This window comes from Candidatus Competibacter denitrificans Run_A_D11 (genome assembly GCF_001051235.1).
GTDB lineage: Bacteria > Pseudomonadota > Gammaproteobacteria > Competibacterales > Competibacteraceae > Competibacter_A > Competibacter_A denitrificans.
This window is the reverse complement of sequence record NZ_CBTJ020000024.1, coordinates 1-22,184: the sequence shown is the minus strand read 5'-3', so window position 1 is coordinate 22,184 and position 22,184 is coordinate 1. Positions and strand designations below refer to the sequence as shown.

At 56.1% G+C, this 22,184-nt stretch carries 16 protein-coding genes and 1 tRNA gene; 4 read left to right on the top strand and 13 right to left on the bottom strand.

Going from position 1 to position 22,184, the window contains the following annotated elements:
- Positions 1 to 72 precede the first annotated feature (72 nt).
- The 4 genes from BN873_RS04115 to BN873_RS04100 all read left to right on the top strand — a co-directional run bounded on the left by BN873_RS04115 (position 73) and on the right by BN873_RS04100 (position 7,089).
- On the top strand, positions 73 to 1,869 hold the full coding sequence (locus tag BN873_RS04115; protein ID WP_053085232.1) for a methyl-accepting chemotaxis protein: 1,797 nt from the start codon (positions 73 to 75) through the stop codon (positions 1,867 to 1,869).
- A 69-nt stretch (positions 1,870 to 1,938) separates the two neighbouring features.
- Positions 1,939 to 6,168: a hybrid sensor histidine kinase/response regulator gene (locus tag BN873_RS04110; RefSeq protein WP_048670922.1), complete on the top strand. Its 4,230-nt coding sequence runs from the start codon at positions 1,939 to 1,941 to the stop codon at positions 6,166 to 6,168.
- Positions 6,165 to 6,653 carry a hypothetical protein gene (locus BN873_RS04105; protein WP_048670920.1) on the top strand — a complete coding sequence of 163 codons (489 nt, stop codon included), beginning with the start codon at positions 6,165 to 6,167 and terminating at the stop codon, positions 6,651 to 6,653. The genes BN873_RS04110 and BN873_RS04105 overlap by 4 nt, the downstream gene beginning before the upstream one ends.
- Complete coding sequence (locus BN873_RS04100) at positions 6,646 to 7,089, top strand: chemotaxis protein CheW (RefSeq protein ID WP_048670918.1); 444 nt, start codon at positions 6,646 to 6,648, stop codon at positions 7,087 to 7,089. The genes BN873_RS04105 and BN873_RS04100 overlap by 8 nt, the downstream gene beginning before the upstream one ends.
- A 64-nt stretch (positions 7,090 to 7,153) precedes the next feature.
- Here the strand turns inward: BN873_RS04100 and msrA are convergent, their stop codons facing one another.
- The 13 genes from msrA to BN873_RS19295 form a co-directional block, all read right to left on the bottom strand.
- On the bottom strand, positions 7,154 to 7,789 hold the full coding sequence (gene msrA / locus BN873_RS04095) for a peptide-methionine (S)-S-oxide reductase MsrA (RefSeq protein WP_048670917.1): 636 nt from the start codon (positions 7,787 to 7,789) through the stop codon (positions 7,154 to 7,156).
- A gap of 55 nt (positions 7,790 to 7,844) precedes the next feature.
- Positions 7,845 to 8,861 (bottom strand): ABC transporter permease, encoded by a 1,017-nt coding sequence (locus BN873_RS04090; RefSeq protein ID WP_048670915.1) that lies wholly within the window; start codon positions 8,859 to 8,861, stop codon positions 7,845 to 7,847.
- Positions 8,858 to 9,742: an ABC transporter ATP-binding protein gene (locus tag BN873_RS04085; RefSeq protein WP_048670913.1), complete on the bottom strand. Its 885-nt coding sequence runs from the start codon at positions 9,740 to 9,742 to the stop codon at positions 8,858 to 8,860. The genes BN873_RS04090 and BN873_RS04085 overlap by 4 nt, the downstream gene beginning before the upstream one ends.
- Positions 9,743 to 9,843: 101 nt before the next feature.
- Positions 9,844 to 14,088 (bottom strand): DNA-directed RNA polymerase subunit beta', encoded by a 4,245-nt coding sequence (gene rpoC / locus BN873_RS04080; RefSeq protein ID WP_048670911.1) that lies wholly within the window; start codon positions 14,086 to 14,088, stop codon positions 9,844 to 9,846.
- 54 nt (positions 14,089 to 14,142) lie between these two features.
- Positions 14,143 to 18,306, bottom strand: a complete 4,164-nt coding sequence (rpoB, locus tag BN873_RS04075) for a DNA-directed RNA polymerase subunit beta (protein ID WP_048670908.1) — start codon at positions 18,304 to 18,306, stop codon at positions 14,143 to 14,145.
- Between the two features lie 217 nt (positions 18,307 to 18,523).
- The gene (gene rplL, locus BN873_RS04070; protein WP_048670906.1) at positions 18,524 to 18,898 is read right to left on the bottom strand and encodes a 50S ribosomal protein L7/L12; all 375 of its coding nucleotides are present in this window, start codon (positions 18,896 to 18,898) and stop codon (positions 18,524 to 18,526) included.
- 66 nt (positions 18,899 to 18,964) lie between these two features.
- Entirely contained in the window at positions 18,965 to 19,498 is a 534-nt protein-coding gene (gene rplJ / locus BN873_RS04065; protein WP_048670905.1) for a 50S ribosomal protein L10, read from the bottom strand.
- A 220-nt stretch (positions 19,499 to 19,718) separates the two neighbouring features.
- A complete protein-coding gene (gene rplA, locus BN873_RS04060; protein WP_048670903.1) occupies positions 19,719 to 20,414 on the bottom strand; it encodes a 50S ribosomal protein L1 in 696 nt (231 codons plus the stop codon).
- A 3-nt stretch (positions 20,415 to 20,417) separates the two neighbouring features.
- The gene (rplK, locus tag BN873_RS04055; protein WP_048670901.1) at positions 20,418 to 20,849 is read right to left on the bottom strand and encodes a 50S ribosomal protein L11; all 432 of its coding nucleotides are present in this window, start codon (positions 20,847 to 20,849) and stop codon (positions 20,418 to 20,420) included.
- 88 nt (positions 20,850 to 20,937) lie between these two features.
- A complete protein-coding gene (nusG, locus tag BN873_RS04050) occupies positions 20,938 to 21,477 on the bottom strand; it encodes a transcription termination/antitermination protein NusG (protein WP_048670899.1) in 540 nt (179 codons plus the stop codon).
- Between the two features lie 16 nt (positions 21,478 to 21,493).
- Entirely contained in the window at positions 21,494 to 21,871 is a 378-nt protein-coding gene (gene secE / locus BN873_RS04045) for a preprotein translocase subunit SecE (protein WP_048670897.1), read from the bottom strand.
- 81 nt (positions 21,872 to 21,952) lie between these two features.
- A tRNA-Trp gene (locus tag BN873_RS04040) sits at positions 21,953 to 22,028 on the bottom strand.
- Between the two features lie 60 nt (positions 22,029 to 22,088).
- The coding region (locus BN873_RS19295) for an EF-Tu C-terminal domain-related protein (RefSeq protein WP_297122208.1) at positions 22,089 to 22,184 on the bottom strand (96 nt) is incomplete at its 5' end.

Below are 22,184 nucleotides of genomic sequence, written 5' to 3'. Positions count from 1 at the left end.
ATTAAAGACTGAATGACGATCAGCCTTTGCCAGAATTCAAATATGTTCAAACTAGTGTGGTGAAAGACAGCCATGAATAATCTCAAAATTAGTGCGCGATTGTTGGTTTTGATTACTGCCCTGCTATTGGCGGTGTTGATTATTGGTTTTACCGGCTATCTCGGATTAAATCAGGCCAATAATGCGTTCAACAATGCTGCCCAAGCGGTAGAAGACCAGAAAGCCTCGGCGGATTTGACCCATGTCATTGCTATCGAATTTACCGATCTGATTCATAACACGAATTTGGGTCTGATCAGTTGGGCGCAGGCTGTAAAAAACCTGTCTGATCTCAGGGTGGAATACGATGCGGCTTGGGAAAAATATCTAAAACAAATTCCTGTCGGTGCACAGAAGGAAGAGGTTTTGAGTGCCAAGGAATCGATGGACAGCACGTTCGCGGAAGCAACAACGCTAATGCAAGCACAGGACCGAACTAAATTTAATCTATTCGTGGCTAACTCTCTGGCGAGCGCTGTAGAACCGGTCCATGGAAAGATTCTGCATCCGCGCGAGCAAAAGATGGCAGGTGATACCGTGAGCGCGATGCAAAAAGCAATTCAAACCAGCCGGAATTTCAGCGCGATCATGATCGTGATTGGCTTGCTCGCGGCTCTCGTGGCGGTTGGCTTGGGTGTCGTGACTTACAATTCCATCGCCAAGCCGGTCGAAAAGATAGCAACGACCGTGCAACAGGTTGCGGAGGGTGATTTCTCCGTGCGTACCGATCTCACGGGGACTGACGAATTAGCTGATCTGGGTCGCGGATTTGATCGTTTGCTGAACGAGCGCGTGTCTACCTTGGTGGAAGCTGAACAGGCGAATGATAACTTGAATAGTTCGATCATTTTGCTGCTGCAAGCGGTCTCCCAACTGAGCCAACGCGATCTTACCGTTAAAGTACCGGTGAACGAAGACGTGACTGGCCCGATGGCCGATGCGCTCAATCTACTGACCACCGAGACGGCTAAGGTGTTGGGCGAGGTGACTCAGCTTTCAGAAGAAGTCGCCAATGCATCCGGCCAGGTTAAGTCACAGGCCGATGCCGTGATGGCCGTGGCCAGCGATGAGCGCCAGGAAGTGGAACGCGCTGCCACCGAACTGGCTGCCGCCGCTACGGACATGAACCATATCGCTGTTTTGGCAAACGAATGCAACCAAACCGCTGCCCATGCCATTGAAACCACGGGTAAAGCTTTAGAGACGGTGGTCAGCACGGTCAACGGTATTACCAGCACGCGCGATACCATCCGCGAAACGGAAAAACGTATCAAGCGTTTGGGTGAACGCTCGCAAGAGATTAGCGGCGTGGTTAACTTAATCAACACTATCGCTGAGCGCACGCATATCCTGGCGCTGAATGCGAGTATGCACGCCGCCTCGGCGGGTGAAGCGGGTCGCGGTTTCGCGGTGGTGGCCGACGAAGTGCAGCGATTGGCGGAAAACGCTCGTGAGGCCACCTCGCAAATCGCCACCTTGGTAAGCAGTATTCAGGTTGAAACGGCTGATACCGCCAATGCCATGAACCAAGCGATTTCGCAGGTCGTCGAGGGTAGCCGCTTGGCCGAGCAAGCGGGTGAGCAGATGAGGAAAACGCAGCAGACCACAGCCGATCTGGTGTCTTCGGTACAGCAAATCGCCGTCCGTTCTCAAGAACAGGCGCGTGTCAGTAATGCGTTGCTGGAAAGGGCCAGGCAAATTCAAAGCAGTACGGTGCAAACGGGTCAGCGCTTGGTCGAGCAAAGCCAGTACACCAACAACCTGGTGGATTTCGCCGGTAGCTTGCTGACTTCGGTTCGGGTGTTCAAGTTACCCGTACAAGGTGTTTAAGCGCTTATTTACTCCGCGCCTTTATTCCAGGGTGTCCCGATCAGCGCCGCGAGCAGGTCTTGAAAGCCAATGACCCTATCCAACGAGATATCTTCCGCGCTGGAAGCGGAAATTGCCGCCGTCGTTGACGTGCTTATGGAAGGGCTAGCCGATCCAGAGGCGGCCGGAGATGTTGCTGTTGTCGCCGATGGCCTTGGCCGCTATGGCGAGCACGTCAGCCAGATCGGTGTTTTGGCCGAGCAGGGTGGCTTAGTGGGATTAGGGCAAGTATGTGCCCAATTTCATGAGCGATTGCTGGCTTTAGCCAACCAGGAAGGCGTCTGGGTTGATGCGCATCGAGAAGCGCTAGAGGAATGGCCGGCATTGATCATGGGCTACCTGGAGTCGGGTGAAACCGATTCCAGTGCCGGTGAAGCCCTGCTGGAGCACTTGCAACGTCCGATTTGGTCCAGATCTCTGCCGGAAGCTGATGCCCTGCGCCTACAGGAATGGCTAACCCATCCGGCGGCTGTTGATCCAATAAAGGAGGCGGTGCAAACAGTTAGCGACAATCTGGCGGCGGTGTCTGTAGCAGGGGCTACCCAAGAGGAAGCGTCGGCTACCCTGGAGCAAGCGCTAGCGGATGAAGCTATACAGCCGGTGCCGGAGGATTTCCCTCTAAGCGATTCTTTGAACACTATCGATGCAGAGAACGTCTTCTCTGGCCGTGTGGAAGAAGATGTATTGGCTCCTGCCTCAGCAAGCGTTGTGGAAGTAGCAGCGATTGGGGAGGCTACCCAGCCGGAAACAACCACCTTCGCACTGGAACCGGAGGTATTGGCGGTCGGTACTCCGCCGATAGCGACTCTACCAAGTGATGCTGGACATTTTCAGGAAATCACCACAGCCAAGCCGGTCGAGACCAATCCGCAAGTCGTCAAGGCTGCAAGCGAACCGACGGAAATCGATAGACCTTTATCGGAGACCGAGAGTGATCTTCTTGATCTGACCGTAGATTTCATGGGAATGGAGTCTGAGTCCACAGCCAGCGTCGAGACAGCAACAGCGTTTACGACAGAAAGCCGAGCAATTGAACCTGTCTTAGCAAGTGACGAGAAAATAGCCCCTTCCTTGACTGGATTCAATCAAGCGATGGAGGAATCCATAGCAGCGAAAGGCGTTGAGGCGGTAGCGGCGGTTTCGGGATTCGATCTAGCGGCCGAATCAGCAGCGACGATTGAAGATGAGACAGACATAGAGGCGGTCGCGTCGGAAGCGACGATTGAAGATGAAACGGAGCTAGCAGCGGTCGCGTCGGAAGCGACGATTGAAGATGAGACAGACATAGAGGCGGTCGCGCCGGAAGCGGCGATTGAAGATGAAACGGAACTAGAAGCGGCCGGAGACTTGGCGGGTTTTGATCAAGAGCTAGTAGATCTACTCCTAGCTGAAGCCGGTTCGATCACCGAAACTGTCGAGGATATGAAAGTTGTTGCGGTCGATGCCGGGGCTGATGCTGATGCGCGCTCGGAAGCTTTGCTGGCTTGTGCTGAGCAAATCGCGCGTTTGGCTGATGCCTCGGAAGCGCTGGGTCTGAGCGGCTTGCAGCAGGCCTGTGGCTTTTTAAACGGTAACGTGATGGCGTTTGCCGGCCTCCCTCGTCCGCTGGCCGAAAGAGAATACGATCTGATCGCGGCTTGGCCAGAGCGAGCCATACATTACTTGCAAACGCTGCCGAATCGCAAAGCCAGCCACGCACTGGTTGAGGGCTTTAGTGATCCAATTTGGCCTAGCCCGCTGCCGACGGAAGAGGTACATGCGCTGGTAGAGTTGTTGGCTACGCCGACCTTTGCAATACCGGAAGCGATGGCGGTCGAGCCACGGCCACAGGAAGCCTTGCCGGAGCATGTTTCACTGGCGCTGCCAGGAGACGTGAACCCTGAATTACTGGATAGCTTGTTACAAGAGTTGCCTAGCCAGACGGCGGAATTATCGGCTGCTATCCAGCGCTTAGCGGCAGGTAACGGTGTTTTGCGCGATGTCGAGGTAGCCCAGCGTATCGCTCACACCGTCAAGGGTGCCGGCAATACGGTGGGTGTGCGCGGCATCGCCAATCTCACTCATCACATGGAAGATATCCTGCAAGCTTTCTCCAAGCATCAGACCTTACCGAACCGCCGCTTGGCAGACACGTTGCTATCGGCGGTCGATTGTTTGGAAAACATGAGTGAGGCCTTGGTTGGCTTAGGCGATCCACCGCCGCAAGCGCAGGAGGTTTTACAAGGAATTCTTGATTGGGCCAACCAAATCGATAAACAGGGCTTGCCTAAGGAGGATGACGTTGCACTGCCGTCTACTCCGAAACGGCCTGCCATGGCCGCATCCAGACTTGAATCAGTCGATCACTTCGCAACTGCTGAGCCAAGCGATACGGCTGAAGCCGCTGAGACGGTTACGGCGGCGACTGGTGCTCAGGCGACAGTCCCGATGCTGCGGGTACCAGCGACTTTGGTCGATGATCTTCTGCGCTTGGTAGGGGAATCGATCATTCTGACTGGGCAGGTTCAGGAGCGGACGCACAAAGCATTGCGCCAGATGCGGGCAGTACAGAGCCAGCACCAGGTTTTCCAGCAATTGACAGCCGACCTGGAGCAGTTGGTGGAAATTCGTGGTATCGCACCGTTTCGCGATCAAGTGGCCGCTAAGGGCGATTTTGACCCACTGGAACTGGAGCAGTACAACGAACTCAACACGGTGACCCATCGCTTGTTGGAGGCCTCCGCCGACAGTCGTGCGTTAGGGCAAGATATCCGGGATGATCTAAGCGCTCTGGATGATTTGCTGGTCACACAAGGGCGCCTGCATCGGCAAAGCCAGGAGGCGGTATTGCGCACGCGCATGGTGCCGGTGAAGACTATCGTACCCCGCTTGCAGCGTAGTGTGCGTCAGACCTGCCGCCTGACGGATAAGGAAGTGAAGTTCCTGGTCATCGGCGATGAGACGATGATGGACAGTAATTTGCTGGCCGATATCACCGATCCGTTGATGCATATCTTGCGTAACGCCGTCGATCACGGGATCGAAGCACCGGAGCAGCGTGAGGCGCGGGGCAAAGATCCGGTCGGTCGGATTGATCTATCGTTCGTGCGCGAAGGCAGCACTATCGTTGTGCGTTGCCGGGACGATGGCGCTGGGTTGGATTTTGCTGCCATTCGCCGAGTGGCTCAGGAGAGAGGCTTCATCGCACCGGATGCTACGCCCGGAGAGGCCGAGCTAAGTCAAATCATTTTGACTTCAGGATTTTCCACGCGCTCCGAAGCGACGCAAACATCGGGGCGGGGCGTGGGGCTGGACGCGGTGCATAGCCGTTTGCGGGAACTGAAAGGCTCATTTCAGATTCGTTCCGAGGCGGGCCGGGGATGCTTGATGGAACTTCGGCTCCCAGTCACTCTGATCGCTGTCCATGCTTTATTGGTTCGTGTGCATGAACAGCGATTTGCGATCTCCAGCCGTGGTGTTGAGCAGGTTCTCTACTCCGGGTTGGGAGAAATCCACCGGTTGGGCGAGAAGACGGTTTATCGGATGGGAGACGATTTTTATGAGATGACCTCGCTAGAGGCGATGCTCCATCTCTCCCATGATCGTCGTGGTGCTGAACGCCAGACGCCAGCGCTGATGTTGGTGCGGGATGCTACGGGTGTGGTCCGTGCAGTTCTGACTCAGGAGGTGCTGGATAGCCGGGATCTCGTGGTCAAACCGCTGGGGCGCTATTTCCCCAAGCTACGCGGCATCGTCGGCGCCACCATTTTGGGTGATGGCAGCGTCGTTCCCGTGCTGGATTTGCCCGAATTGTTGAGCGCTCCGTTATCACAGTTGGAAGGCACCGCTCGCCGAGAAATAAAATCAGCTCCGGTGGCTACGGCCCAGACCCGTCAGCGGATGGCGCTTGTGGTTGATGACTCACTGAGTGCGCGCCGGGCGTTGGCCCAGGCAGTCTCAGATGCGGGATTCGAAGTGCGCATGGCCCGCGATGGTTTAGAGGCGGTTAGTATGATTGAGGCGCGTCAACCGGATTTATTGCTGGTCGATTTGGAAATGCCGCGGATGAACGGTTTGGAACTCACTGCTCACGTTCGGGGCCGTGAAGCAACCCGTACCTTGCCGGTCATTATGGTGACATCCCGGTCCACGGCCAAACATCGCCAGGAAGCGGAAAAGGTTGGCGTCAATTTCTATATGACCAAACCCTTCACTGATGACGAGTTGCTGGAAAATGTTGAATTGGCGCTGCGGACTGGCGTACGCCAAATCCGGGCATGAATAAAATGGAAAAAGCGGTTGAAACTGTCGCACATAAAGTCTCTGCATTGGTCGTCGCGCAGATCGACGGCCAGCGATTGCTGCTGCCGCAACGCGAGGTGGTTTCCCTGGAATCGGTGATGGATATCCGGCAAGAGGGAGCACGGTTCCCAGCCGCTGGGTTGATTCCCTGGGCGGGCCAAGAGTGGCCGGTTTATTGTCTGCAAGGCGATCTATTGGCGGTCACTCTCGATCTACCGCCGCAGCGCCGCATCTGTGTTTTGCTCCACGATGGCTATTATGGTCTCGCTATGGTCTGCGATCAGGTTGAAATGCTGGTACGCCCACCGCGCGCACGTTATCCGCTGCCTCCTTGCATGGCGAAATCGGATAGCCTAATCGAATGGCTGGTTGTCCATGAAGAAACCGTCAGTTGTGTGACTACAGCCGCTCGTTTAGTGGCTTATTGCCAGCGTGCTATCAACCAGGAGCCAGGCAATGGCTGATGCATCTGCCTGGTTACTGCTATTGAGTTCCGGGCAACATGTGGCCGTCGGCGAGCGCCAAATGGTCCATTTGGTCCAATCTCCGAAGCTTTTCGAGGTTTTGGACGCCCCGCCTTATTGTCGGCAGGTGCTGCTTTGGCAGGAAGAATTGGTGCCGCTCTTCGATTTGGCAGCTTGGCTTCATGGTAAGCCAGCCCAGTCGGCACCCGATACTGTGGGGATTTTTGCCTACGAAACGGCCAATCTCATCACGTATGGGGCATTGCCGCTGGCTGTGGTTCCTGCTCGTCGGCCAGTAAGTGACCGGCAAGCTTGCCGGTTGCCGGATCAACCAGTAGGGGCGTGGCAGCGCATTGCTTTTTCTTGTTTTCGCGATGGCGAGAAGAAAGTACCCATCCTGGATTTACAACGCCTTTTTTCAGATACCTTGCTGTAAGCCGCTGCCGCTGCGCATCTAATCCCATCTGAGCATTAAAAGCTCAGAGCGAGTAAAGCTGGCCTCAATCCGGGTAATGAACGCCAGTCCCGCCCAAGCCACAGTAACCGCCAGGGTTCTTGGCTAAATACTGTTGATGATAAGCTTCCGCATAGTAGAAAGCTGGCCTCTCGGCGATTTCCGTGGTGATCTCCCGCTGGCCGGCGCTGGTTAACGCGCGTTGATAAGCCTCTCGGCTGGCAAGGGCCGCAGCGCGTTGGGTTTCGTCGTGAACGTAGATCGCCGACCGGTACTGACTGCCCACATCGTTACCTTGACGCATTTCCTGGGTTGGATCGTGTGATTCCCAGAAGATTTCGAGTAGCTTGGGATACGCTATCACGGTCGGATCGTACACGACCAGTACCGCTTCGGTGTGGCCGGTTAGCCCGCTGCAAACCTCCTCATAGGTCGGGTTTGGGGTAAACCCACCGGCGTAGCCGACGGCGGTGCTATAGACCCCAGCTTGCTGCCAAAACTTTCGTTCAGCGCCCCAGAAACAGCCCAAGCCAAACAAAGCCTGCTGCATCTCGGCCGGGAAGGGTGGTTGCAAAGGCCGGTCATTCACATAATGCCGGCTCGGTACAGTCATCGGGGTGGAGCGGCCAGGGAGGGCATTCTCTGGACGGACAAGCTGGATTTCGCGTTGCAGCCACGGCATGGTTTTTATCCTGGTCAAGCGGGGATCACCGATTTATGACCCTTGTCAGGCCCAATCATTCCCAACGAAACAGCCAAGCGCTGATCGCCAAGGCTCCGGCGCTCATTGCGGTTAAGGCGAGCAAATGGCCTGAGATATCCATTAGACCGGCCCCGTCAAACATGATCGCGCGCGCCGCATCGATGATATGTGTTAGCGGTGCGAACTGCGCGGCCTTTTGCAGGATAGGGCGGACTCCCTCCAAGGAAAACCAGACGCCCGATAAGAACGTCATCGGCCAACTAAGCACGTTGAGCAAGCCGGCGGCCAGCTCTTCACTGGTGGTACGAGCAGCCACCAGCATTCCCAGACTGATCAGGCTCAGCGCGCCGACCGCGAAAACGACGAATAAGGCAAAATAGGAACCAAACATCGGAAACCCGATGATTTGATCGGTACCGATAAAGACCAATGCGGTTGAAACGAGGATCAACCAGAGCCGTGAGGTAATCTGGGCAGCTAAAAATTCCAACGATGTCAAAGGGGTGGCTTTTAACCGCTTGAGCATACCGTTTTTGCGGTAGCGGACGATGACATAACCGACGCCAAATAGGCAGCTAAACATCATGTTCATAGCCAGCACTCCCGGCATCACCCAATCGACGTAGCGAATGGCCTGGCCACTGACCGTTTGCTTACTGAGCGGTAACCCCTCGGCCGTGCCGCGCAAAACCCGCTCTAGGATATAGCCTTTAGGCGATTCCTCATTGATCCAGTAGCGCCGCCCGCCAGGGTCGAGCAGCAAGTCCAATTGATGACGTTGGATCTTGGCTACCGCAAGGGGAAGATCGGTAACTGGCACAAAGCGGATATAGCGTAGCTGACAGAATTCACCGGCCTCACAGGCCCTGTCCTCACTGGATTCCCCTAAGACACCGACTTTGTAAGAATCCAATCCCGGCCCGGAAAAGGCGAAGGCGAAACCGGCGATCAGGGACAGCGGAAACAGGAGATTCCAGGTTAGCGCGGAGCGGTCACGCAGAAATTCCAGATTGCGGCAGAGAAACAAAGCCCAGAACCGTTTAAAATTCATGCCCGTAACTCGTGGCCAGTCAATTCCAAAAACAAATCCTCCAAGGTCCGCGGGCGAATTTGCAGATGGGCCAGTGAGATGTTATACGCGATCAGTTCACGGATGGCCGCATTGACATCGCAGGTGAGGATTTCCACCGTCTCTGCACCCTGCATGACGGTCAGCCAAGCCGGGAGCGGCGGGTTGGGAAAATCTGTCTGCGGTAGTTGCAGGACTACATCACCAAAGTGTGCTGCCAAGAGTTCGCGAGGCGTCCCTTGGGCGATGATCCGACCATGATCCATGATGGCAATAATGTCGCACAGATGATAAGCCTCTTCCATGTAATGGGTGGTCAGCAACAAGGTTTTGCCGCGTGCCTTGATCCGATGGACCAACTCCCAAAAGTTGCGGCGTGCCTGCGGGTCAAGGCCAGTGGTCGGTTCATCCAGAAAAATCAACTCCGGGTCGTTGACCAAGGCAATCGCCAACAGCAACCGTTGCCGTTGGCCACCCGACAGCTTGCGGGTGTCGCGATCCAGAAATTCCCCCAGGGCACAACTGGCAATGAGATCAGGTAAAGGCAAGGTTCGTTGATAGAACCTGCTGAACATCTTTAAGTTTTCATAGCCGGTGATGTAGTCTTGCAAAGCGGTGGACTGAAACATAATCCCGATGTTCTGGCGGAAGCCGGCACCAAGAGGTTCACCACGGTAGAGAATGGTGCCGCTGGTGGGCCGCTGGATGCCCTCTAGGATTTCCACCGTCGTGGTTTTACCCGCGCCATTCGGGCCGAGTAAGCCAAAGCAACAGCCGGCCGGAATGTTTAGATCAAGGCCATCCACCGCTTTGACCCCACGGAAGTGTTTTACCAAGTGCTGGGCTACCAATAAAGCGGCCATACCGTAGGCGACGCCTCAAGCAGGGTTGAGTGTTAGAAAGCCAAAAAGAAAGGCGGGCAACGTCAGTCGGTGCCCGCCTTTGGCCATCATTTGAGAGCCGGCTATGCGGTGATGTCTTTAGCGCCCGGCTCGTTATCGTCGCTTTCTTCTTCGATCAGCCCCGTCTTTAGTTCCGATTCGCTGCTTTCGAAGACATGACCAGCGCTTGTGGTCGGACGGCTGGGAATCCAGTTACGCCGTCTTTGCAGGTGATAGGCCAGCCCCGTGCCTGCCGGGATTAAGCGGCCGACGATGACGTTTTCTTTCAGACCCCGCAAATCGTCGCGCAGCCCCCGCACGGCGGCTTCCGTCAACACACGGGTGGTTTCCTGGAACGAGGCGGCCGAGATAAACGATTCGGTCGCCAGGGATGCCTTGGTAATGCCAAGCAGCATGGGTTGCCAGCGGGCGGGTGCCCGATCTTCACTGACGGCCCGATCATTTTCTTCCAGTACCCGAGTCCGCTCGACTTGCTCGCCCTTGATGAAGCTGGTTTCGCCAGGATCGACGATTTCCACCTTGCGCAGCATCTGGCGGACGATCACCTCAATGTGTTTGTCGTTGATCTTGACGCCCTGTACCCGATAGACATCCTGAATTTCCTTGCTCAGATAAGCCGCCAATTCCTGGACGCCGAGCAGCCGGAGGATGTCATGTGGGTTAGGCTCACCGTCTGCGATCATTTCGCCTTGTTCAACGTACTCACCGTCGAATACGCCGACATGGCGCCATTTCGGGATCAATTCCTCGTAGAGGATCTCGCCGCTCTTGTCCCTGATGACCAAACGCTGTTTGCCCTTCGTTTCCTTGCCAAATTCGATGATGCCCGATTTTTCGGCCAGGATCGCCGGTTCCTTGGGCTTACGAGCCTCGAAAAGATCTGCCACTCGCGGCAAACCACCGGTAATGTCACGGGTTTTTGATGATTCTTGCGGGATGCGGGCGATGACATCGCCTACCGCCACTTCAGCGTGATCAGCCAGGTTGACGATGGCGCCAGCCGGGAGCGGGTATTGCGCCAGCGTGCTAGTACCCGGAATAAAGATATCGTTGCTGTATTCATCGACCAAGCGGACCATCGGGCGCTTGTCCTTGCCCAATGCGCCGCGTTGCTTCGGGTCCATCACGATCAAGCTGGACAAGCCGGTCATTTCGTCGGTTTGCCGCTGAACGGTGATACCCTCCTCAAATTCGGCAAAGCGTACCAACCCAGCCACCTCGGTGATGATCGGGTGCGTGTACGGGTCCCAGCGGGCGATCACCTGGCCGGCTTCGATTGGGCTGCCTTCCTCGAAGGACAGTTCGGCGCCATAGGGCACCTTGTAGCGTTCGCGCTCACGGCCTTGCTCATCGACCAGGGTGATTTCTCCTGAGCGCGACACGGCAACCCAGTGGCCGTCCCGACGCTGGACGACTTTCATTTTATGCAGGCGCAGCAAACCCTTGGATTTACTCTGGACCTGACTGGTGACCGTGGTGCGGGAGGCGGCGCCACCGATATGGAAGGTGCGCATGGTGAGCTGTGTGCCGGGTTCACCGATGGATTGCGCGGCAATCACTCCGACCGCTTCGCCGATGTTGACCCGATGGCCCCGTGCCAGATCGCGGCCATAGCAGGCGGCACAGACGCCGTAACGGGTCTGGCAAGCGATGGCTGAACGCACCATGATGTTATCGATACCGATTTCGTCGAGTTGCATCACCCATTTTTCATCCAGTAGCGTCCCGGCGGGGATCGCCACCTCATCGCCACTGGGCTGGAAGACATCTCTGGCCACAGTGCGGCCGAGCACCCGGTCGCGCAACGGTTCCTTGACATCGCCTTCCTCAACGACTGGGGTCATCCAGACGCCCTCGTGAGTTCCGCAGTCCGGCTCCGTCACCACCAAATCTTGCGCCACATCCACCAAACGCCGGGTGAGATAACCGGAATTGGCAGTCTTCAATGCGGTATCGGCCAAACCTTTGCGGGCGCCGTGCGTTGAGATGAAATACTCCAGCACGCTTAAACCTTCGCGGAAATTGGCTTTGATCGGCGTTTCGATGATCGAACCGTCGGGCTTAGCCATCAAGCCACGCATACCGGCTAACTGACGGATCTGGGCGGCTGAACCACGCGCGCCCGAATCGGCCATCATGAAGACCGAATTGAACGAGTTCTGCTCGACGAGTTCGTCTTTGCGGTTGCGAATCTTCTCCTTGCCGAGGTTGCGCATCATGGCGCTGGCCACTTGGTCGTTGGTACGCGACCAAATATCCACCACTTTGTTATAGCGCTCGCCTTTGGTCACCAGACCAGAGGTGTATTGCGAGTCGATTTCTTTGACTTCCTGCTCGGCTTTGTCCAGCAAGGCCGTTTTCTCGGTAGGAATCTTGAAATCCTCGAAACCGATGGACGAGCCGGATCGCGTGGCGTAATAAAAGCCGGTGTACATCAACTGATCGGCGAAGATCACGGTCTGTTTGAGACCGAGCCACCGGTAACATTCGTTGATCAGCCGAGAGACGGTTTTCTTGGTCAGCACCTGATTGACCAGGAAAAACGGCAGACCCTCCGGCAAAATTTCCGATAACAAGACCCGGCCGACCGTGGTTTTGACGCGAGTCGATCCGTTGGTAACGGTTGGGTCTTCGCCGATTTTCTCCGGCGGCAGGCGCACTTCGATGCGCGCGTGCAGCTCAATCTGGCGGTTTTCGTAAGCACGGTGGACTTCCCGCACATCGGCGAACATCATGCCTTCACCCCCCGCGTTGATGCGTTCGCGGGTCAAGTAATACAAGCCGAGCACCACATCCTGTGACGGGACGATGATCGGCTCGCCATTGGCCGGGCTGAGGATGTTGTTGGTGGACATCATCATGGCGCGGGCTTCCAACTGCGCCTCAATCGACAGGGGAACGTGTACCGCCATCTGGTCGCCGTCGAAGTCGGCGTTGAACGCGGTACAGACCAGCGGGTGGAGCTGGATCGCTTTGCCTTCGATCAACACCGGCTCGAAGGCTTGGATGCCTAAGCGATGCAGAGTCGGGGCGCGGTTGAGCATGACCGGATGTTCGCGGATTACCTCTTCCAGAATATCCCAGACCGCCGGCTCCTCACGCTCGACCATCTTCTTGGCGGCTTTGATGGTGGTTGACATGTTGCGATACTGCAACTTGCTGAAGATAAATGGCTTAAACAATTCCAAGGCCATTTTTTTCGGCAAGCCGCACTGGTGTAAGCGCAAGGTCGGGCCAACCACGATGACCGAACGGCCGGAGTAATCCACCCGCTTACCGAGCAGGTTCTGCCGGAAGCGGCCTTGTTTGCCCTTGATCATGTCAGCCAGCGATTTGAGCGGGCGCTTGTTGGTGCCGGTGATGGCCCGGCCCCGCCGACCGTTATCGAGCAGCGAGTCTACTGCTTCTTGCAGCATCCGTTTTTCGTTGCGGACGATGATATCCGGGGCGCTCAATTCCAATAACCGCTTGAGCCGGTTATTACGGTTGATCACGCGCCGGTAGAGGTCATTCAAGTCAGAGGTGGCGAAGCGGCCGCCATCGAGCGGAACCAACGGCCGCAGGTCCGGCGGCAGTACGGGCAGCACCGTCAGCACCATCCACTCCGGTTTGTTACCGGAGTTCAGGAACGATTCCACCAGCTTCAACCGCTTCGACAGTCGCTTGAGCTTGGTTTCAGAACTGCATTCCAGTATTTCCTGGCGCAGTTGTCCGACGAGTTGCTTTAGATCCAAACCATGCAGTAATTCGCGCACCGCCTCCGCGCCCATCCGGGCATCGAATTCGTCACCGTACTGCTCAACGGCATCCAGATAAGTTTCATCAGTCAGCAGTTGGCCTTTCTCCAACGGCGTCATGCCGGCGTCGATGACCACGAAGGATTCGAAATAGAGCACCCGTTCGATATCCCGCAAAGTCATGTCCAATAACAGACCGATGCGAGAGGGCAGCGACTTCAAAAACCAGATATGCGCCACCGGTGAGGCCAGTTCGATGTGGCCCATACGCTCGCGCCGAACCTTGGCCAGGGTGACTTCCACCCCGCATTTTTCGCAGACCACGCCTCGGTGCTTGAGCCGCTTGTATTTACCGCACAGGCATTCGTAATCTTTGGTGGGTCCAAAGATTTTGGCGCAGAACAGGCCATCACGCTCCGGCTTGAAGGTCCGGTAATTGATGGTTTCGGGTTTTTTTACTTCGCCGCGACTCCAGGCGCGGATCATCTCCGGCGAGGCTAGCCCGATGCGGATGGCGTCGAAATCCTCGATTTCGTCGAACGTCTTGAAAGGATTTAGCAGGTCTTTCATCGTCTCTCACTCACGGGATTGCGGTGCTGGCCCGCCAAGGCGGGCACATCGACCTCACTCATCGCGCGGCAATGGCAGCGCATCATTTTCCAGCTCCATGTTGATCCCCAGCGACCGAATTTCCTTGACCAGCACGTTGAACGATTCGGGCATACCGGCTTCCATCCGATGGTTGCCGTCTACGATGTTTTTGTACACCTTGGTGCGGCCGTTCACGTCATCGGATTTAACGGTCAGCATTTCCTGAAGGGTGTAAGAGGCACCGTAAGCTTCCAGCGCCCAGACTTCCATCTCGCCAAAACGCTGACCACCGAACTGCGCCTTGCCACCCAACGGCTGTTGGGTGACCAGGCTATACGGGCCAGTGGAGCGCGCGTGCATCTTGTCGTCCACCAGGTGGTTCAACTTGAGCATGTACATGTAACCGACGGTGACCGGCCTATCGAAAGGCTCGCCGGTTCGACCATCATAGAGGATGGTCTGGCCGCTCTCAGGCAGCTCAGCCATTTGCAGCAATTCTCGCAGTTCCTGTTCGGTGGCCCCGTCAAAGACCGGAGTGGCGATGGGTACGCCATCCCGCAGATTGCGACACAGCGTGATCAATTCAGCATGATTGAATTGGCTAAGATCAACATTCTGATCGCCGACGGTGTTGTAAATTTTATTGAGAAAGGCCCGTAGCTCCTCAATCCGGGAGTGGGCGTCCAATAAGCGGCCGATCTTCAGACCCAAGCCTTTGGCAGCCCAACCGAGATGAGTTTCGAGTACTTGGCCGACGTTCATCCGCGACGGTACGCCCAGCGGATTCAAAACGATATCGACTGGGGTGCCGTCTTCCAAATAAGGAATATCCTCTTGCGGCACGATCATCGAAACCACACCCTTATTGCCGTGCCGACCGGCCATCTTGTCGCCGGGCTGGATGCGGCGCTTGACCGCCAAGTAAACCTTGACCATCTTCAACACGCCAGGGGCTAGATCGTCACCCTGTATCAACTTGCGGCGCTTCTCATCGAATTTCTTGTCGAACGCTTTACGTTGCTGATCCAGTTGCCGAGCGATTTTTTCCAACTGATCGTTGAGATCATCGGCTTGCATCCGAATTTCGAACCAGCGCTCGCGCGGTAGCCGCTTGAGGTAGTCGATGCTGACCGCCTCATGACCATGCAGGCCGTTGGGGCCGCCTTCGGCGGGCTTATCGAGCAGCATTTGCTCCATGCGTTGATACAGGTCGTCTTCCAGAATTCGCAATTGATCGTTCAAATCCTTGCGGATGCGCTTCAGTTCGGTTTCTTCAATTTGCCGAGCGCGCGAATCCTTTTCGACGCCATCGCGCGTGAAGACCCGCACGTCGATGACCGTACCGTCCATGCCGGAAGGCACCCGCAGCGAGGTATCTTTCACATCGGACGCTTTCTCACCGAAAATCGCCCGTAGCAGCTTTTCTTCCGGGGTCAGTTGGGTTTCGCCTTTGGGGGTGACCTTACCGACCAGAATATCGCCGGCTTTGACCTCAGCACCGATATAAACGATACCGGCTTCATCCAGGCGGGCGAGGGCGTTTTCACCGACATTGGGAATGTCCGCGGTGATTTCCTCGGGTCCCAGTTTCGTGTCGCGGGCGACGCAGGATAGCTCCTCAATATGGATGGTAGTGAAGCGATCTGCTTGCACCACCCGCTCCGAAATCAGGATCGAATCCTCGAAGTTGTAGCCGTTCCAGGGCATGAACGCGACTAACAGATTCTGGCCGAGCGCCAATTCGCCCATGTCGGTCGAGGGACCATCGGCCAGGACGTCACCCCGCACCACTTGATCGCCCACTTGCACCAGTGGGCGCTGGTTGATGCAAGTATTCTGATTAGAACGGGTGTATTTGGTGAGATTGTAAATATCGACGCCCGGCTCACCGGTTTCAGTTTCGGCATCGTTGACCCGTACCACAATGCGGCCAGCATCCACCGAATCGACCAAGCCACCGCGCTTGGCGATCACACAGACTCCAGAATCACGCGCGACGATGCGTTCCATGCCGGTTCCCACCAGCGGCTTTTCCGAACGCAAAGTCGGTACCGCCTGGCGCTGCATGTTCGATCCCATCAGCGCGCGGTTGGCATCGTCATGCTCCAGGAAGGGAATCAAGGCGGCCGCCACCGAGACGATCTGTTTCGGCGAGACATCCATATATTGAGTGCGATCCGGCGTGGCCAGCATGAATTCGTTCTGATAGCGACACGACACCATCTCATCGGTCAAGCGGCCGTCGCTATCCAGCGCCGCGTTAGCCTGAGCGATGACGAATTGGCCTTCCTCAATCGCCGAAAGATAATCAATGGCATCGGTCACCCGGCCGTCGGTCACGCGCCGGTAAGGCGTTTCCAGAAAGCCGTATTGGTTAGTACGCGCATAGACCGCCAAGGAGTTGATCAAGCCAATATTCGGGCCTTCTGGCGTCTCAATCGGGCACACTCGGCCGTAATGAGTGGCGTGTACATCGCGCACTTCAAAGCCCGCCCGCTCACGAGTCAAACCGCCAGGGCCTAAGGCCGAAATCCGGCGCTTATGGGTGACTTCCGACAGCGGGTTGTTCTGATCCATGAACTGCGACAGTTGCGAAGAGCCGAAGAATTCCTTGATGGCGGCTGCGACGGGTTTGGCGTTGATCAAATCTTGCGGCGTCAGCCCTTCGGATTCGGCCAGACTCAAGCGTTCCTTGACTGCGCGCTCGACGCGCACCAAACCGATACGGAACACGTTTTCGGTCATTTCGCCGACGCAGCGGATGCGGCGGTTGCCGAGATGGTCAATATCATCAACCTGACCATTGCCGTTGCGAATGTCGATCAATACCTTGAGTACCGCCAAAATGTCTTCCATCGACAGCACACCGGCAGGACGATCTTTGGTCGTTATACCCGGAATCGGTGCGCGACGGTGGCCGACTCGACTGTCGAATTTCATCCGACCGACATCCGACAGATCGTAACGCTCCGCTGAGAAGAACAAATCGTGCAACAGGCGCTGCGCGGCATCCTTAGTCGGCGGCTCACCAGGACGCATCATCCGGTAGATCTCGACCTGGGCTTCCCATTGACTGCGGGTGGGATCGGCGCGCAGGGTATTGGCGAGATAGGGGCCGCGGTTGACATCGTTGACGTAAAGCGTTGGAAATTCACTGACGCCTGACGCCTGGATTTTTTCAAGCTTTTCCAGAGTTAGCTCATCGTTCGCTTGTGCCAACAATTCGCCGGTTTGGGGGTCGCGCAAATCGCGCGCCAGAATCTTGCCGATCAGGTATTCGCTCGGTACCCGCAGACTCTGTACCCCAGCCTTGACCAGATCCTTGACATGTTTGGCTTTCACCCGCTGACCAGCTTTCAAAAGCTCGCGGTCATCAATCATGATGTCGAAGCTGGCGGTTTCACCCTGCAAGCGTTCGGGGATCAGATCCAGGGTGAAATGTTCGCCATCGACACGAATGAGGTTGGTTTCGAAGAATAAATCCAGAATCTGCTCGTTTACCGAGCGCGCGGCAGGGTCGTTCGGGTTTGGTTCATCGAACAAGGCGCGCAGCAAGATGGTAACCGGCAATTTGCGACGGCGGTCGATGCGGGCGTAGACGATATCCTTGACATCGAATTCAAAGTCCAGCCAGGAGCCGCGATAGGGGATGATGCGCGCCGAAAACAGCAGCTTGCCGGAGGAGTGGGTCTTGCCTTTATCGTGGTCGAAGAATACACCCGGAGAGCGGTGCAATTGGGAAACGATGACCCGTTCAGTACCGTTGATGACGAAAGTACCATTATCGGTCATCAGCGGCAATTCGCCCATGTAGACTTCGTTTTCCTTGATGTCTTTTATCTTTTGCGTGCCGGCCTCAGCGTCCTTGTCCATCAGCACGAGTCGCAGCCGAACCCGCAGCGGCGCGGCATAGGTTAAGCCCCGCAACTGGCATTCGCGGACATCGAACACCGGTTCGCCCATCCGGTAGCTGACATATTCCAAGCGCGCGTTGCCGGAGTAGCTGACAATGGGAAATACCGAGCGAAACGCGGCATGGAGTCCCGCTTCTCGGCGTTCGCCGGGCGCGGTCTCGGCTTGCAGAAACTCACGATACGAATCCAACTGAATCGCCAGCAGGTAGGGCACCTCCAGGATGCTGGGACGCCGGCCGAAATCTTTACGAATGCGTCTTTTTTCAGTAAAAGTGTACGACATCAGGATTCCTCTCATCGGGAGTGCAGCCAGGGGCAAAATCGCTGGATTCCATCATCGGCCCCGACCCAGGGTTCCGCAGGCTTGAATCTGGGTGTTTACTAAGCAATTCAAATAGAAACGGGCCGGCGACCGGAGATCGCCAGCCGTTTCTGAGCCTACTTGATCCGCGCCGACTGGCGGCGTGGTAAATATCCCACAACTGGGAAAACTCCCCAGTTTACTTGATATCGACCTTGGCGCCGGCTTCTTCAAGCTTCTTCTTGATATCTTCGGCTTCGGCCTTGGGAATACCTTCCTTGATGGTAGAGGGCACGCCTTCTACCGCGTCTTTGGCTTCCTTCAAGCCCAAACCGGTCAACGCCCGGACTACCTTGATCACTTCGACTTTCTTTTCACCGAAGCTGGTCATCACTACGTCGAATTCAGTCTTCTCCTCGACCGGTGCAGCGGCCACGGCAGCCACTGGAGCGGCCGCTACAGCGGCGGCGGCGCTGACGCCGAACTTGGCTTCCATGGCGGAAATCAACTCAACGATTTCCATCACCGTCATATTGGCGATGGTATCCAGAATGTCTTCTTTCGAAACAGCCATTACAGATTTACTCCTGAATAAATGCTGAAAATACTATTCAATTTAAGCTGTTGGTCGCCAAAATAATCAGGCCGCTTCTTTCTGCTGCCGGATCGCTTCGACGGTGCGCACCAATTTGCCGGGAATTTCGTTGAGGGTTCGCGCGAATTTATCGAGCGGTGCCTTCATACAAGCCATGAGCAAGCTGATCGCTTGATCGCGAGTCGGCAAGCTCGCCAGTCGTTCCAGCTCGCTGGCTGGGAACGCCTGACCGCCGACCGCCAATGCCTTGACGATCAGTTTGTCGTTGGCTTTTTCCTTGAGAAATTCCTTGATCAGCCGCGCCGCTGCGCCTGGGTCCTCCTGGGAGAACGCTAGGATCAGCGGTCCGACCAGACTGGATTGCAAGCACTCGAACTCAGTACCCTGCACGGCACGCCGTGCCAGGGTGTTCTTAACGACGCGCACATAGACGCCGGTTTCCCGCGCTTTGACTCGCAGACTGGTGATCTGAGCGACGCTCAGGCCACGGTACTCAGCGGCAATCGCGGAGTGCGCACTGGCAGCCACTTTGGCGACTTCGGCCACCACAGCCTGTTTTTCTGCCAGATTGAGACTCATTGACTTACCTCGCGGTGTTTTCTCCATGAATGGAGAGCGAAAACGGTGGCCTTGCCAGAAAAAATCCGGAAGGGCCTTACCCGTCTGCGCGGGCTGCTCCGGTGTTTGGCCGGAAACGGATTAAGCTGAAGGGCGCCCGCGGTCTTTGACGCTGGCCGAAAGTTCCGGCCGGCCCAAAGTTCTTATTGCCCTGGCAATCAACGACCCAGGGCATCTGAATTTAGAATGCTAATGTCGCTTGATCGACGGCCAAGCCGGGTCCCATGGTCGTGGAGACAGTGACCCGCCGAATGTAGATACCCTTCGACGTGGCTGGCTTGATCTTTTGCAGGTCATGCAGCAGAGCTTGCAGATTTTCTTGCAACTGGTTTGGCGCAAAATCCACCTTGCCGATTGTGCAATGGATAATACCGGCCTTATCAGTCCGATAGCGGACTTGACCCGCCTTAGCGTTGTGGATTGCGCCCACTACGTCAGGGGTTACGGTGCCGACCTTGGGATTCGGCATCAAGCCACGAGGACCCAGAATCTTGCCCAGTTGACCGACCACTCGCATGGCGTCCGGGGCAGCGATAACCACGTCAAAATCAAGATTGCCCGCCTTGACCGATTCAGCAAGATCCTCGAAGCCGACCACATCGGCGCCGGCATCGCGTGCAGCGTCGGCGTTGGCACCTTGCGCGAATACTGCGACCCGAACCGTCTTGCCAGTGCCGTGCGGCAACAGAGTGGCACTGCGCACCACTTGATCGGATTTACGAGGATCGACACCCAGATTGACCGCCACGTCCACCGATTCACGAAATTTAACGGTGGATAGTTCCTTCAGCAGCACAAATGCTTCTCCAATCGGGTAAAACTTGCCGGGAGTCAGTTTGCTGCGCACGGCCTGTAGGCGTTTGGATAGTTTCGCCATCGCTTAGACTCCTTGCACATCAAGGCCCATGGAACGGGCGCTGCCGGCGATAGTCCGAACGGCGGCATCAAGATCGGCGGCGGTTAGATCGGGCATCTTGGCCTTAGCGACGTCTTCAAGCTGAGCGCGGGTTACCGTGCCAACTTTCTTGGTATTGGGATTGGAACTGCCTTTGTCCAGACCCAGCGCTTTCCTCAGCAAGACGGAAGCGGGTGGGGTCTTCATGATGAAGGTAAAGCTACGGTCACTGTAGACCGTAATCACCACGGGAATGGGCAGACCCGGCTCCAAGTGTTGGGTTTGGGCGTTGAATGTCTTACAAAATTCCATGATGTTCACGCCGTGCTGCCCCAGAGCGGGACCCACGGGAGGGCTAGGGTTGGCCTTGGCGGCCGCGACCTGTAGCTTGACGTATGCGGTAACTTTCTTTGCCATTGCGTCTCCTGTTGGGTGCGAACGCCTTGCGGCTCCCCGATAAGCCGCTCAGTGGTGAGCGGCGGACCCCTGACCGTAGGATGAATGGTCAGCGGGAAACTTTTTCAACCTGGCTGAATTCCAGTTCCACCGGCGTCGTGCGACCAAAAATCATGACGCCCACCCGCAGCCGGCTTTTTTCGTAATTCACTTCCTCGACGACGCCCTCAAAATCGTTAAATGGGCCATCAGTGACCCGCACCATTTCGCCTGGCTCGTAGAGCACCTTCGGCTTAGGACGGTCTACGCCTTCCTGAACCCGTTGCAGGATGGTTTGCGCCTCTTTTTCCGAGATCGGTGCCGGCTTGTCACTGGTGCCGCCGATAAAGCCCAAGACTTTTGGGACATTACGGACGAGATGCCAGGTGTCGTTATCCATCTCCATCTGTACTAAGACGTAGCCCGGAAAAAACTTACGGTCGCTCTTGCGCTTTTGGCCGTCACGCATTTCCACGACTTCCTCAGTCGGTACCAGGACTTGCCCAAAGCGGTCCTTAAGCCCTTCGCGACTGATTCTTTCCAACAAGGAGCGTTTAACGTGCTGCTCAAAGCCGGAATACGCTTGCACCACGTACCATCGCATGACCATGGTTATTATCGCCTTGCTAACCAGTAATGAGCCGGATTAGCCAGAACAGTAAGACATCGAGTAACCACAGCAATAAGCCCATAATGACTACCATGGCGATGACGATTAAGGTCGTTTGGGTGGTTTCCGCACGGGTGGGCCAAACGATCTTGCGGACTTCTAGGCGCGATCCACGGATAAATTCCAGCGTTTCCGCACCGATTTCAGTCTTTAAGGCAATCGCTACGGCTGCACCCATTGCCAGCAATAAGCCGATGACGCGCGCCAACAACGAGTGATTGGCAAGTGCGTAAAAGATCACTAAAGCCAGTAAAACGATGGCGCCAGCGGCTAAGAGCTTATAAGTATCGCTACGGTTGTTAACGGTTTGCGTTTCAGGCTTGGTCAAATTCATGCTGATTTCAGCTTTGCGAGTCCAAGGAGAGTTCTCCTTGCAACCCGAGCGGACGAAATTTGGGGTCTGCCACAGAAAAGGTGGCAGGCCAGGAGGGAATCGAACCCCCAACCTGCGGTTTTGGAGACCGCTGCTCTGCCAATTGAGCTACTGGCCTGTAACTAAACTTGCAAGGTGGGACGAGGACAAACGTCCCACCTCTTTTCTATGCTGAAGCTCACTCAATAATTTTAGCGACGACGCCGGCGCCGACGGTGCGACCACCCTCACGGATGGCGAAGCGCAGGCCCTCATCCATGGCAATGGGCGCAAT

Bases quoted from the DNA above. Each gene is read 5' to 3' on its own strand.
- rplK (WP_048670901.1), bottom strand. From the start codon at position 20,849: ATGGCAAAGAAAGTTACCGCATACGTCAAGCTACAGGTCGCGGCCGCC.
- BN873_RS04110 (WP_048670922.1), top strand. From the start codon at position 1,939: ATGACCCTATCCAACGAGATATCTTCCGCGCTGGAAGCGGAAATTGCC.
- secE (WP_048670897.1), bottom strand. From the start codon at position 21,871: ATGAATTTGACCAAGCCTGAAACGCAAACCGTTAACAACCGTAGCGAT.
- rplJ (WP_048670905.1), bottom strand. From the start codon at position 19,498: ATGAGTCTCAATCTGGCAGAAAAACAGGCTGTGGTGGCCGAAGTCGCC.
- msrA (WP_048670917.1), bottom strand. From the start codon at position 7,789: ATGCCGTGGCTGCAACGCGAAATCCAGCTTGTCCGTCCAGAGAATGCC.
- rplL (WP_048670906.1), bottom strand. From the start codon at position 18,898: ATGGCTGTTTCGAAAGAAGACATTCTGGATACCATCGCCAATATGACG.
- rpoC (WP_048670911.1), bottom strand. From the start codon at position 14,088: ATGAAAGACCTGCTAAATCCTTTCAAGACGTTCGACGAAATCGAGGAT.
- BN873_RS04100 (WP_048670918.1), top strand. From the start codon at position 6,646: ATGGCTGATGCATCTGCCTGGTTACTGCTATTGAGTTCCGGGCAACAT.
- BN873_RS04085 (WP_048670913.1), bottom strand. From the start codon at position 9,742: ATGGCCGCTTTATTGGTAGCCCAGCACTTGGTAAAACACTTCCGTGGG.
- BN873_RS04090 (WP_048670915.1), bottom strand. From the start codon at position 8,861: ATGAATTTTAAACGGTTCTGGGCTTTGTTTCTCTGCCGCAATCTGGAA.
- BN873_RS04105 (WP_048670920.1), top strand. From the start codon at position 6,165: ATGAATAAAATGGAAAAAGCGGTTGAAACTGTCGCACATAAAGTCTCT.
- rpoB (WP_048670908.1), bottom strand. From the start codon at position 18,306: ATGTCGTACACTTTTACTGAAAAAAGACGCATTCGTAAAGATTTCGGC.
- rplA (WP_048670903.1), bottom strand. From the start codon at position 20,414: ATGGCGAAACTATCCAAACGCCTACAGGCCGTGCGCAGCAAACTGACT.
- BN873_RS04115 (WP_053085232.1), top strand. From the start codon at position 73: ATGAATAATCTCAAAATTAGTGCGCGATTGTTGGTTTTGATTACTGCC.
- nusG (WP_048670899.1), bottom strand. From the start codon at position 21,477: ATGGTCATGCGATGGTACGTGGTGCAAGCGTATTCCGGCTTTGAGCAG.